This is a genomic window from Lentzea cavernae, from assembly GCF_014653695.1.
In the GTDB taxonomy this organism is placed as follows: domain Bacteria; phylum Actinomycetota; class Actinomycetes; order Mycobacteriales; family Pseudonocardiaceae; genus Lentzea; species Lentzea cavernae.
The window spans coordinates 223,090-235,859 of sequence record NZ_BNAR01000009.1 but is presented as its reverse complement, the minus strand read 5'-3'; the positions used below and the strand labels follow the sequence as shown (position 1 = coordinate 235,859).

The following is a 12,770-nucleotide window of genomic DNA, read 5'->3' as shown; positions in this document are numbered from 1 at the left end:
CCTCCGATCAACAGCCAGAACCGGCTAGCGGCAGTTGTAAGGACCGGCCTTGTCGCGCACCTTGCCCGCCGTGTCGATGACCTCCCACGAGTAGGAGCGGCCGGACAGGGTGAACTTCACGACGCCGTGCGAGTCCGCGAACCACTTCTCCACGCCCGCACGAGGTTTGACGTTGGAGTAGAGGTAGTCGCCGCCGATGCCGATGATCGCGGCGCGCAGGCCGTTGGCCTCGTCGACCGCACCGCTCTTGTTCAGCGGCTTCAACCGCTCGTAGTGGTGGTCGTGACCGCTGAGCACCAGGTCGGCCTTGGCGTCCGCGAACGCGTTCCACAGCGGGGCCATGACGGACTTGTCGCCGTACTCGCCCGAGTTGAACCGCGGGTGGTGCCAGTAACCGACGACGCACGCCTTGGTGTTCGCGGCCAGGTCGGCCTTCAGCCAGTTGAGCTGCGTCGAGTCGCTGGAGGTGTCGTAGAGCTTCTGCGAGTCGAACGACACGAAGTGGAACTCACCGGCGTCCCAGCTGTAGTACGGCTTGCCGTTCGGGAAGGCCTGAGCCCCGAAGTACGACTTGTAGCCGTTGAGGCCGTCCTCCCACTCGTGGTTGCCCGTCGCGGGGTGGGTGATGCTCTTGTACTTGCCCCACGACTTGTCGTAGTGGGCCTTGAACTCCGCGAGCGTGCCGCTGTCGTACTGGTTGTCGCCGACGGTGAGGATGTGGTTCGGCTTGATCTGGTCGATCAGCTTCGCCGTCTCGTAGTGCTCGCTGTTCGTCAGCGACGCGATGTCGCCCGCCGCGACGACCGTGATGGTGTCGCCGGGCGCCGCCGGCTTGGTGGTCGCCTGCACCGAGTTGCTGGCGGGACCGAGGTTGCCGGCCGCGTCACGCGCCTTGACGGTGTAGGTGAACTGCGTGCCCGACGCGAGGCCCGTGTCGGTGAACGTCGTGCCGGCCGGGGTGCCGACGACGCTGCCGTTGCGCAGGACGTCGTAGCCGGTCACGCCGACGTCGTCGCTCGCGGCCGTCCACTGCAGGCTGACCGAGTTCGACGTGGTGCCGGTCGAGGTGAGACCGGCGGGCGCGGTCGGCGCCGAGGTGTCACCGCCGCCGGGGTTGCTGCCCCAGACCTCGAGGTCGAAGAGCGAGTAGCCGTAGGCCGTGCCGCGCTTGGTGCCGTAGATCCGCACGAAACGGCCGGACGCGCTCAGGCTCGTCTCGTCGATGCCACCGTTCTGACCGGTGAGGGTCTTCTTGGTGCTCCACGACGACCCGTCGGCCGACGTCTGGATCTTGTACTCGGAGGCGTGAGCCGCCTCCCAGTTGATCCTGACCTTGGTGATCGTGGCCGTGGCCCCGAGGTCGACGGCGATCCACTGCGGATCAACGCCCTCGAGGCTCGCCCACCGCGTGGCCGGGTCGCCGTCGACGGCGTTGGCGCCCCCGAAGGTCTCGGCCTCGACGGACGAGGTGGTGGTGGGCTTGTTGGCGGACAGCAGGGAATCAGCCGCGTTGGCCGTGCCCGACGCCGCGATCTGGGGGACCACCAGCGCGAACAGGGCTATGGCGACACCAGCTCTGGTGTGCTTTGTGATCACTTCGTTCCTCCTGGGCAAAGGGCGGCGGTTCGAAGGATTGGTTAACAAGCTTTCCAATTGAGTTCGGACGTTAACTACGGCCGAACAGGCAGGTCAACGCCGAGAGCGCAGCGCAGAACCCAGGTCGCGGGTGTCGCGACACGAATGGCCTGGATCACACCTGGCAGGTGACGTGACAGGTGGCGCGCACGAGCGCTGAACGTCACGCGCGGCCATGCCCTTTCGGACAGCGACCACGTCCGTTCGGCCGAGTCGCGCGGGGTACCTGTGGACGCGCTGAAGAAACACCCTGACCGGGATTGTTCACCTAGGTCACGTACGTTCACCGATCATGAGCACCGCAGCCAGCCTCGTAGTGCTGTTCCTGGTCGCCGTGGTGCCGTTGGCGCCCACGGAGGCAGTGCTGATCGGCGCCGGCGTCCTGGCCGCGTCCGGTGAGGTCCCGCTCTACCTGGTGGTGCTCGTCGCCGCGGCCGGGTGCCTGCTCAGCGACATGATCAACTTTACCGCGGGGCGGCGGATGGGGATGCGGGCCCTCGACAAGGTCAACAAGAACGCGAAGGCGCGGGCGATGGTCGTGTGGACGGCCGACCAGCTCGCGACCAAGGGCGAGACGATCCTCATCGCGGCGCGGTTCCTGCCCGCCGGGGGCATCGTCGGCGCGCTGCTGACGGGGGCGTTGAAGTGGCCGTTCCGGCGGTTCGTGCCCGTTGCGGCGATCGGGTCGGCGCTGTGGAGCCTCTACCCCGCCACCGTGGGCTACATCGGTGGCCAGCTGGTCGACGAGGCGTGGCTCGCCATGCTGTTGTCGTTCGGCGTGGCGACGCTCCTCTCCATCCCGGTCGGCATGGCCATCCGTGCGCGTAACGCCAACCGCACTCTCTCGTACGCCGAGGCGTCGTCGTAGAGCACCGCGAACCGGTCCGCGGCCGTCAGCAGGGCGTCCACCTCGAACGCCATCTGGGCGTTGCCGCACAGCCGTTCCAGCAGTGAGATCCAGCGCAGGTTGAAGAGCATCAACGCGTCGCGCACGCGGCCGGGGCGAGCCGCGAACTCGCTTCGCGTCACCACGAAGAAGCAGCCGCCCGGGAACACGCGGCGCTTCGAGTAGTCGAGCCAGCGCTCGGCCACGTCCAGCACCGAGCCTCCCGCCATCACCACCTCGTGGGCGAAGATCTCCGCGGCCGTGTGCACGGTCGAGATCTGCAGTTCTTCCTTGGCGCCGAAGTGCGAGAACACCCCGCTCTTGCTCATGCCGAGCTCGATCGCGAGCCGCCCGATGGTGACGCCCTCCAGGCCGTCGACCGAGGCGATCTCGGCGGCCCTCAACAGGATCGAGCCACGACTGTCCATCCACCGAGGACAGCGCACGCCCCTGGAGAAACGAACGGGGCCACCTCGAAGATCGAGGTGGCCCCGCCCGGAAGAGCAGTCTGTTACGGGTTCAGCGCCTCGGTGACGGACGCCGGTCCCACGAGCGGCACGTCGGGCGACAGGCCGTCGCCCTCCTCCACCAGGATCGGCTTCACCTCGTGCGGCTGGATCTCGCCGGAGCGGATCTGCTCGGCGTAGTGGCACGCCACCTTGTGACCCGGCTTGAGCTCGCGCAGCGCCGGACGTTCGGTGTCGCACTTCGTCGCCTGCCGCCACGGGCACCGGGTGTGGAACCGGCAGCCGGTCGGCGGATTCGCCGGCGACGGGAGGTCACCCGCGAGCAGGATCCGTTCGCGCCGGTCCTCGACCTCGGGGTCGGGCACCGGGATCGCCGACAGCAGCGCCCGCGTGTACGGGTGCAGCGGCTCCTCGTAGAGGTCCTCGGAGGTGGCCTCCTCGACCAGGCCGCCGAGGTACATCACGCCGACGCGGTCGGAGATGTGCTTCACGACCGCGAGGTCGTGCGCGATCACCAGGTAGGTCAGGCCGAACTTCTCCTGGAGCTCCTCCAGCAGGTTCACGACCTGGGCCTGCACCGACACGTCCAGCGCGGACACCGGCTCGTCGGCGACGATCAGGTCCGGGTTGAGCGCCAGTGCCCGCGCGATGCCGATGCGCTGCCGCTGACCACCCGAGAACTCGTGCGGGTACTTGCGCAGCGCGGACGTCGGCAGGCCCACGGCCGTGAGCAGCTCGCGGAGCCGCTTCGCCGTGGACTCCTTGCCCTCGTCCAGGTCGTGCGCCCGCAGGCCCTCGACCAGGATCGACTCCACGGACTGACGCGGGTCGAGCGAGGACAGCGGGTCCTGGAACACCATCTGGATCCGGCGCCGCATCTTGCGCAGCTCCTCGCCCTTCAGGGTCGAGAAGTCCTGCCCGTCGAAGATCATCTTGCCGTCGGTCGGCTCGTTGAGCCGCAGCATCGCCCGCCCGAGGGTGGACTTGCCGCAACCCGACTCGCCGACGAGGCCGTACGTCTCGCCGCGCTTGATCTCGAGGTCGACGCCGTCGACCGCGTACACGTGACCGACGGTCCGGTCGAAGAACACGCCCCGCTTGATCGGGAAGTGCACCTTCATGTCCTGCACGGAGACCAGGGTCTCGCTCATACCGGCACCTCCTCGGCGGCGGGAGTTCCCGGCACGACCGGGTTGTGGCAGCGGAGCAGGCGACCCAGCTGGTCTTCTTCGGCGGGCGTCACGCTGCGGCACACGTCCAGGGCGTTCGGGCACCTCGGGGCGAACGCGCAAGCGCTCGTCCACGGGATGTTGTCCGCAACGGAACCCTTGATGGGCGTGAGCTTCTCGCCGCGCGGGGCGTCGAGCCGCGGGATGGACGCGAGCAGGCCGTGCGTGTACGGGTGGCGCGGCTCGGCGAAGAGCCTGTGCCGCATGGCCTTCTCGACCACCTTGCCGCCGTACAGCACGTTGACCTCGTCGCACAGGCCGGCGACGACACCCAGGTCGTGGGTGATCATCACGAGCGCGGTGCCGAGGTCCTGCACCAGTTCCTTCATCAGCGACAGGATCTGGGCCTGGATGGTGACGTCCAGCGCCGTCGTCGGCTCGTCCGCGATCAGCAGCTTCGGCCGGCACGCCAGCGCGATCGCGATGAGCGCGCGCTGCCGCATGCCGCCGGAGAGCTGGTGCGGGTACTCCTTGAGCCGGCGGTTCGGGTCCGGGATGCCGACCTTGTCGAGCAGGTCCTTCGCCTCGATCATGGCTTCCTTGCGGGCCAGGCCGCGGTGCCGTTCGAGCACCTCGGTGACCTGCAGGCCGATCGGGACGACGGGGTTGAGCGAGGACAGCGGGTCCTGGAAGACCATGCCGAGCTCGCTGCCGCGCTTGTCGCGCATCTGCTTGTCGGACAGCTTCAGCAGGTCCGTGCCGTCGTAGGTCACGCTGCCGGTGACCTTGGCGCCGCGCTTGGGCAACAGGCCCATGATCGCGAGCGACGTCACGGACTTGCCGCAGCCCGACTCGCCGACGAGCCCGACCGTCTGGCCGGGTTCGACGTCGAAGCTGACGCCGTCGACCGCGTGGAACGGCGCCTCGCCCTTGCGCTGGAACACGACGGAGAGGTCACGTACTTCGAGCAGTGCCACGACGACTCACCGCCTGTTCTTCGGGTCGAGGGCTTCGCGCAGCGTCTCGCCCATGAGGGTGAAGCCGAGCGCGACGATGATGATGCAGATCGCGGGCCACGCGGCGAGGTGCGGGTGCGTGTCGAAGACGTTCTGCACGTCGCCGAGCATCTGCCCCCACTCCGGCAGCCGGTCGTCCGGGTTGCCGAGGCCGAGGAACGACAGCGCGGCCGCCTCGATGATCGCGGTGGCCAGCACGAGCGTCGACTGCACGATCACCGGGCTGAGCGAGTTCGGCAGCATGTGCCGGAACACGATCGCGCCCTTCTTCACGCCGAGCGCCGTCGCCGCCAGCACGTGGTCGCTGTGCCGTTGCGCGAGCATCGAGCCCCGCAACAACCGGGCGAACACGGGGATCTGCACGATCGAGACCGCGAGGATCACCGTGAACTGGCTGGGACGCGCGAACATCGCGGCGATCGAGAACGCCAGCAGCAGCGACGGCAGCGAGAGCATGACGTCGACGATGCGCATGACGACCGAGTCGACCCATCCGCCGAGCGCGCCCGCGAGCGTGCCGAGGATCAGTCCGCCGGTGAGGCCGATGATCGTGGCGCCGACACCGACGATCAGCGTCTGCTGCGACCCGACGAGCAGGCGCGAGAAGAAGTCGCGGCCCTGCAGGTCGCCACCGAGCAGGTGACCGGGCTGGGGCGGCGGGATCTCGTTGCGCGCCTTGACGACCTGGTCGATCAGCATGGGGACGGACGGGTCCTGCGGCGCGAGCCACGGCGACAGGATCGACAGCACCACGAAGATGCCGATGATCGTCGCGCCGATGAGGAACACCGGGCTGCGCTTCAGCCGCTTCCACGCGCTCGCCGCGAGCGAGACGCCCGCGGTCTCGGCGAGGCCGTCGATCTTTTCCTTCTTGGAGACTCCGAGTGCCACTGCGCTCACCTCGTCCTGATGCGCGGGTCGATGAGCGCGTACGAGAGGTCGACCAGCAGGTTGACCACGACGTAGACGATCGTGGCCATGATGATCAACAGCAGCAGCACCGGGTAGTCACGCCGTTCGAACCCGATGGCGAGTGCCTGACCGACACCGGCGAACGAGAACACCTTCTCGGTCAGCACGGCTCCGGACAGCAGGGCGCCGGTCTGCAGACCGATCGTCGTGACGACCGGGAGCATCGCGTTGCGCAGCACGTGCCGGCGGCGGATCACCGGTGCGGTGAGGCCCTTGGACTCGGCGGTGCGCACGAAGTCCTCGTCGAGCACGTCGAGCACGGCCGCGCGGGTGATCCGGAAGATCACCGCGAACGGGATCGTCGCGAGCGCGATCGCCGGCAGGATCAGGTGTTCCAACGCGTTCAGCGTCGCGTCGATCTCACCGGTGATCAGGCCGTCGAGGGTGAAGAAGCCGGTGACGCGCGTGGCGTCGATGGCGTCCTGACGGCCCTGCGAGGGCAGGCCGAGCGCCGACGACGCCACGTCCTTGAGCAGGTAGGCCAGGAAGAACACCGGCACGGCGACACCGATCAGCGAACCGATGACGCTGAGGTTGTCGAACCAGCCGCCGCGACGCTTCGCGGCGAGGTACCCGAGCGGGACGCCGACCGCGATCGCGATCAGGATCGCGAAGAAGCTGAGCTCGATCGTCGCGGGGAACCGCTGGAGGAAGATCTCGAGCGCCGAGTCACCGGGCTGGACACCGGTGGAGACGCCGAAGTCACCGGTCGCCGCGCGACCGAGGAACTTGAAGTACTGGACGAAGATCGGCTGGTCGAGGCCGAGCTGCTTGGTGAGGGCTTCGCGCGACTCCGGCGTAGCGCGTTCTCCCAGGAGGGCCGAAACCGGCCCTCCTGGGAGAAGTCGCAACCACGCGAAGAGCAACATCGAGAGCACCAGCACCACGCCGACCAGCTGAACCAGCCGTCGAATGGTGTAGCGGAGCACTTGAGCTACCCCGTTGTTCTCTTGTGGTGGGAGCTAGTTCGCTCAGCCCTTCGAGGCCGGGCCGAACTTCTCGTCGGTCAACGGGCTCGGGACAACACCCTTGATGTCCGACTTCAACACCAGAGCGGGCGGGGAGTGCGAGATCGGGATCGCGGGCAGGTACTCGTCCATGATCTTCTTGTTGATCTCTTCGTACAGCTTGGTGCGGTTGGCCTCGTTCGGCTCGGAGTTGGCCTTGGCCAGGTCCGCCGCAAGGGTGGCGCCCCACGCCGACGCACCGGTGTTGAAGCGGTTGTCGGTGCGGCCGAAGAACGTGCCGACCCAGTTGTGCGCCGTGCCGTTGTCACCGGTCCAGCCGAGCAGGAACAGGTCCGAGATGCCGTTGTCGACGTCGGTCAGGTAGCCGCCGTTCCACGGCTTCGTGACGACCTCGAGCTTGATGCCGGCGGCCTGCAGGTCACCGGAGATCGCGCCGAACAGGTCCTTCGGGGACGGCATGTACGGACGCGTGACCTCGGACGGCCAGTAGAACTTCAGCGTCAGGTCGGTGGCACCGGCCTCGGCCAGCAGGGACTTCGCCTTGGCGACGTCGTAGCCGACGGCCTTGACGTCCTTGTTGTAGCCGTTGACGGTGTCCGGCATGAACTGCGTCGCGACCTTGGCGCCCTCGGGCAGCTGCGACTTGACCAGCTGCTCGCGGTTGATCGCGTACTGGATCGCCTGGCGGACCTTGAGGTCGGCGAGCTTCGGGTTGTTCTTCTGGTTGATGCCCAGGTAGAACACGTTGAAGGCGGGACGGATCGCGACGTTGAAGCCGTCGGTCTTCAGACCGGCCCAGTCCGCCGCGTTCGGCAGGTCGTAGCCGTCGATGTCGCCGGCCTTGAGCGCCTGCTTGCGGGCGGTCTCGTCCGGGATGATCTTGAAGACGATCTTGTCCAGCTTGGCCTTGGTGCCGTGGTAGGCGTCGTTCTTCACGAGCTCCACGGTGTTGTTGGCCTTGTCGTACTTGCCGAACTTGAACGGGCCCGTGCCGGTCGGGTGCTCGTTCGCGTAGGCCGGGTAGGTGAACGCGTCACCGGCGGCCTGGACGTTGTCCGCGTCGTACTTCTTCAGCGCGTCGGGGCTGGAGATCGAGAACGACGTGAAGCCGAGGACCGACGGGAACTGCGAGGTGACCTCGTTCAGCTCGATGACCGCGGTCTTGGCGTCCTTGGCCGTGCAGGACTTGTACAGCGAGGGCTTGTCCGGCGTGGTCGCGAACCCGCCGAAGTTGTCCAGCCAGTACTGGGAGACGGCGTCGGACTGGCCGGCGCCCTTCTGGTTGTACCAGCGGTTGAAGTTGAAGCAGACGGCCTCGGCGTTGAAGTCGGTGTCGTCGTGGAACTTCACGCCCTCCTTGAGGGTGAAGGTCCACGTCTTGCCGTCCGCGGAGGGCTCGTACTTCGTGGCGAGCGCGGGCTCCACCTCGGCGGTACCCGGCTTGAAGCCGACCAGGCCCTCGAAGATCTGGCGGGAGACCCGGAAGGTCTCGCCGTCAGTCGCGTAGAACGGGTCGAAGAGCTTCGGCGCGCCGGCGGCGCCGAAGGTCAGCGTCCCGCCTTCCTTGCCGCCGCTGCCTGCGTCGCGCTGGGATTGCGCGCAACCGGACAGGGCGAGCGCGCTGACGCTGAGGAAGCCGATCGCGGCAACCCAACGGCGGCGAGCCGTTACTGAGTGGACCATCAAACACCCCTTGGACAATCCGCACATCTCACGGTGTGGTCGCCGACCATAACCTTTGCAGATACCCCCTCCGGGGCATCTCAGGTCACGATCCGGCCACTAGACCAGGCATTCTGATACGTCCGGCGCACGGCCGCTGACCCAACGTGAGCACGGCAGATGCGTCGGACGCTCTCTTAGGCTGTAGAAACAACAACGACACGCGGAGGAGGTCGCATGAGCAGAATGGTCGAGTTCCGCGTGCTCGGCCCCCTCCAAGTTCTCCTCGACGCCGAACCGCTGCTGGTCAGAGCCGGTCGGCAACGGGCGCTGCTGGTGTCGTTGCTGCTGCGTGCGGGCACCTCGGTGTCCGTGGACGAACTCGCCGCGAACGTCTGGGGCGAAGATCCACCCGCCCGTGCGCGCGCAACTCTGCAAACGTACGTGATGAGGCTCCGCCAGTTGCTCGGTCCGTCCGTGCCGATCAAGACCGTGCCCGACGGTTACCTGATCGACGTCGACGAGAAGACCATCGACCTGATGCGCTTCGAACCCCTGATCGAACAGGGTGAGCAGGCGCGCGCGGCCGGCAACCTGCAGGCCGCCTCGGCCGCGTTCGCCGCAGCGCTGGGGCTCTGGCGTGGCCCGGCCCTGGTGGACGTGCCCTCGGAGGTCCTGCACCGCGACGAGGTCCCCCGGCTCGACGAACGCCGCCTGCACGTGCTGGAACGCCGCGTCGAGGTCGACCTCGAGCTGGGCCGCCACGGCGAGCTGGTCGCCGAGCTGTCCCGTCTGACCAGCGATCACCCGTTGCGCGAACGGTTCTGGGCGCAGCTGATGGTGGCGCTGTACCGCTCCGGCCGGCAGAGCGAGGCCCTGGCCGCCTACCAGCGCGTGTCGCGGTTGCTGGGCGACGAGCTGGGCATCGACCCCGGCGACGAGCTGCGGCGCGTGCACAGCCAGGTGCTGTCGGGCTCGATCGACGCGGTGGCCCCGATGTCGCCCGGCGCGTCCGCGGTCGCCGCGAAGCCGGAACGGGTCGTGCCGTCGCAGCTGCCTGCGGACATCCCGGACTTCGTGGGCCGCGACGAGGCCGTGTCGCTGATCATCGCGTTGCTGCGGACCGCCCAGGGTGTGCCGGTCGTCACGCTGGCCGGGCCGCCGGGCGTGGGCAAGACGGCGCTGGCCGTGCACGCGGCGCACCGGATGCGCGCGGACTTCCCGGACGGCCAGCTGTACGTCAACCTGCGCGGATACGCCCCCGGACCGCCGCTGAGCGCGGTCGACGTGCTCCCCCGCTTCCTGCGGGCGCTGGGCACGGAGTCCGACCAGGTGCCGCTGGACCAGGACGAGCAGGAGGCGATGTTCCGGTCCACCCTGACCGGTCAGCGCGTGCTGTTGTTGCTGGACAACGCTTCCTCGGCCGAGCAGATCCGGCCCCTGCTGCCCGGTTCGCCGGGGTGCGCGGTGCTGGTGACCTCGCGCGACACGTTGCGCGGCCTGGCCGTCTCGCACGCGGCGTCGAACGTGCGGCTCGACGTGCTCGACTGGCACGAGACGCGGTCACTCCTCGCAGGCATCCTGGGCGCGGACGAGGTGGCGTCCCAAGAGGACGCGGCACTGGAACTGGCGACCCTGTGCGCCCACCTGCCATTGGCTTTGCGTATCGCAGCCGCGAACCTGGTGTCGCGTCCTGAGCTGTCCATTGCGGACTACGTGGAGGAGCTCCGCGCGGGCAACAGGCTCGCCGCACTGGCCGTGGAAGGCGACGAACGGGTCGCGGTGCACGCGGCGTTCGACCTGTCCTACACGGCACTGAAGCCCGAGCTCGCGCAGATGTTCCGGGTGCTGTCGCTGGTCCCCGGCACGGACTTCACCCCCGAGATGGCCGCCGCACTGGCCGGGCTGACCACTCAGGACGCCCGCCGCCGGCTGGACCGGCTGGCCACCGCGAACCTGATCTCGAACCACGCGCCGTCCCGCTACCAGTTCCACGACCTGCTGCGCGACTACGCGGCCGAGCGCCTGGCGTTCGAGGAGGGGCGCGCGGACTCGCGGGTCGCGCTGCGGCGGTTGGTGGACTGGGCGGTGCGCTCGGTCGACAACGCCACCTCGGCGATGAAGTCGACGTTGTTCCGCTTCCCGCGCCCGGCGCCGCGCGACGGTGTGGTGCCGCGGACGTTCAGCACCTCCACCGAGGCCCTGACGTGGCTCGACGTCGAACGCGCGAACCTGGTGGCGCTGGTGGCGCACGCCGTCGAACGCGACCCGGAGAACTCGCCGTGGCAGCTGGCCGACGCGCTCCGCGGCTACTTCTACACGCAGGGCTTGACGGCGGAGTGGCGCGAGACGGCCAGGGCGGGCCTTCTGGGCGCCCGCGCGCCGCGCGACGAACTCGGCCAGCTCGCGATGCTGTCCTCCCTGGGCACGCTGTACTGGGTGACCGGGCAGCACCGCAACGCGCTCGGCCACTACCAGCAGGCCATCGCGCTGCAGGAGCACATCGTCCTGCCCGAGGCCGAGGCCGCCGTGCTGTCCAACGCCGGCAGCGTCTACATCGACCTGGGCGAGCTGGAGCACGCCGCCGACCACCTGGAGCGGGCGCTGGTGATCACGCGCCGGATCGACGCGTTCCAGGTGCAGGCCAACGCGTTGTTCAACCTCGGCGGCGTCTACATGCAGCTCGGCCACCTCGACCGCGCGGCGACGACGTTCGAGGAGGCGCTGGAGGTCGGCACGCGCATCGACTCGTGGATCACCCAGGCGAACTCGATGCGCGCGCTGGGCGAGGTCTACGCGTTGCGCGGTCAACCCGAACTCGGCGCGTCGTACTTCGTGAGCGCGAGCGAGCTCTACGACCGCGCCGCGGCCCGCAACTTCGGCCACACCCAGCACGAGGGCCTGGCGATCACGCTGATCATGCGCGGCCGGTTCGAGGAAGCCGCCGTGGAGGCCTCCGCCGCCATGCGGATCGCGCAGGACCTGGAGAACGTCAAGAGCGTGTGCGACGCCCAGAACCTGCTCGGCCGCGCGCTGGAGGGCGCCGGCCGGTACTCCGAGGCGCTGGAGCAGTTCTCGTCGGCCCTCGCCATCGCGGTGGAGACCGGCTACTCGTGGGGCCTGTGCTCGGCGCGGCGCGGCCTGGCGTCCTCCTACCGCGCGGCGGGCCGTTTCGCCGAGGCGCTGGAGATGGCCACGTCGGCGCTGGCCGAGGCCGGCCGGTCGCAGTTCCGCCAGGCCGAGATGGAGGTGCTGCTCGTGCTCGGCCGCACCCACCTCGACACGTCAGATGCCTCCGGCGCACTGGAATGCGCGTTGCGCGCGGCTTCTGTCGGCTCCGACTCCGGTCACCGGTGGGTGGTCGGGCGTGCCCTGCAGTTGGCCGGCGACGCTTCTTTCGCGCTGGGCGACTCCGCTGCGGCTCGGTCGCACTGGTCTTCCGCACTGGACGTGTTCAGCGCGATCGGGACGCCTGAGGCTTCCGTGGTCCGGGCTCAACTGCTTGACGTGACAACGTAGTCAGCTCTGGCCCTGGTCTCGTCGACTGCGAACCAGCCTCTTTCGTAGTGCTGCCAACGGATGAAGTGCTCTCGTTGGTGTTCGCCGTCTCGCTTGGTGGCGCGTTCCAGGCGTTCTTGTTGGTTCGGGTGGTCAACGAAGATCGCGAGGCTGAGGCGGGTGTTCGACTTCCTGGCCGAGGAGAAGCCCTCCAGGACGATCGTCCTTTGTGGAGTTATGACGACCTCGTCGCCTTCTCCGATGCACGGGAAGCCTTGGGACCAGTCGGTTTTCCGGTACCGGCCCTCGCGGCCCTGTTCGACCTGGTCGAGTGCACGGACGAGCCGTGGCCACCACCTCGTCGTCGGGTCGTCCCAGGTGGCGAAGTGGTCGGTGCTGATGAGCTGGGCGTCTAGCTGAGCCGCGAGTTCTTGGGCGAACGTGGTCTTTCCGGCGCCCGACGGACCGTCCACCGCGACCAGGCGGGTGCCGCCCAG

General features: G+C 68.5%; 9 protein-coding genes and 1 pseudogene. 2 read left to right on the top strand and 8 right to left on the bottom strand.

Features of this window, described 5'->3' with window-relative positions; genetic code table 11:
- Positions 1 to 24: 24 nt before the first annotated feature.
- Positions 25 to 1,596, bottom strand: coding sequence for a discoidin domain-containing protein (locus IE307_RS28280; protein ID WP_229905132.1), 1,572 nt, complete (start codon positions 1,594 to 1,596; stop codon positions 25 to 27).
- 331 nt (positions 1,597 to 1,927) lie between these two features.
- Between IE307_RS28280 and IE307_RS28275 the strand changes: the two are divergent.
- Positions 1,928 to 2,299, top strand: a pseudogene (locus IE307_RS28275) (DedA family protein); the annotation flags it as partial.
- A gap of 56 nt (positions 2,300 to 2,355) precedes the next feature.
- On the opposite strand, the gene IE307_RS28270 reads toward IE307_RS28275, so the two are convergent.
- The 6 genes from IE307_RS28270 to IE307_RS28245 form a co-directional block, all read right to left on the bottom strand.
- A complete protein-coding gene (locus IE307_RS28270; protein ID WP_191302401.1) occupies positions 2,356 to 2,949 on the bottom strand; it encodes a TetR/AcrR family transcriptional regulator in 594 nt (197 codons plus the stop codon).
- Between the two features lie 83 nt (positions 2,950 to 3,032).
- The gene (locus tag IE307_RS28265; RefSeq protein WP_191302400.1) at positions 3,033 to 4,139 is read right to left on the bottom strand and encodes an ABC transporter ATP-binding protein; all 1,107 of its coding nucleotides are present in this window, start codon (positions 4,137 to 4,139) and stop codon (positions 3,033 to 3,035) included.
- Positions 4,136 to 5,134, bottom strand: a complete 999-nt coding sequence (locus tag IE307_RS28260) for an ABC transporter ATP-binding protein (RefSeq protein ID WP_191302399.1) — start codon at positions 5,132 to 5,134, stop codon at positions 4,136 to 4,138. Before IE307_RS28260 ends, IE307_RS28265 begins: the two co-directional genes overlap by 4 nt.
- 6 nt (positions 5,135 to 5,140) lie before the next feature.
- On the bottom strand, positions 5,141 to 6,064 hold the full coding sequence (locus IE307_RS28255; RefSeq protein ID WP_191302398.1) for an ABC transporter permease: 924 nt from the start codon (positions 6,062 to 6,064) through the stop codon (positions 5,141 to 5,143).
- Positions 6,065 to 6,069: 5 nt separating this feature from the next.
- Positions 6,070 to 7,074 (bottom strand): ABC transporter permease, encoded by a 1,005-nt coding sequence (locus IE307_RS28250; RefSeq protein WP_191302397.1) that lies wholly within the window; start codon positions 7,072 to 7,074, stop codon positions 6,070 to 6,072.
- A gap of 42 nt (positions 7,075 to 7,116) precedes the next feature.
- Positions 7,117 to 8,796 carry an ABC transporter substrate-binding protein gene (locus IE307_RS28245; RefSeq protein ID WP_191302396.1) on the bottom strand — a complete coding sequence of 560 codons (1,680 nt, stop codon included), beginning with the start codon at positions 8,794 to 8,796 and terminating at the stop codon, positions 7,117 to 7,119.
- 216 nt (positions 8,797 to 9,012) lie between these two features.
- Between IE307_RS28245 and IE307_RS28240 the strand changes: the two genes are divergently transcribed.
- On the top strand, positions 9,013 to 12,294 hold the full coding sequence (locus IE307_RS28240) for an AfsR/SARP family transcriptional regulator (protein WP_191302395.1): 3,282 nt from the start codon (positions 9,013 to 9,015) through the stop codon (positions 12,292 to 12,294).
- Here IE307_RS28240 and IE307_RS28235 read toward each other — a convergent pair.
- A complete protein-coding gene (locus tag IE307_RS28235; RefSeq protein ID WP_308436408.1) occupies positions 12,270 to 12,746 on the bottom strand; it encodes a uridine kinase family protein in 477 nt (158 codons plus the stop codon). The two genes, IE307_RS28240 and IE307_RS28235, sit on opposite strands and share 25 nt — an antisense overlap.
- Between the last annotated feature and the right edge of the window lie 24 nt (positions 12,747 to 12,770).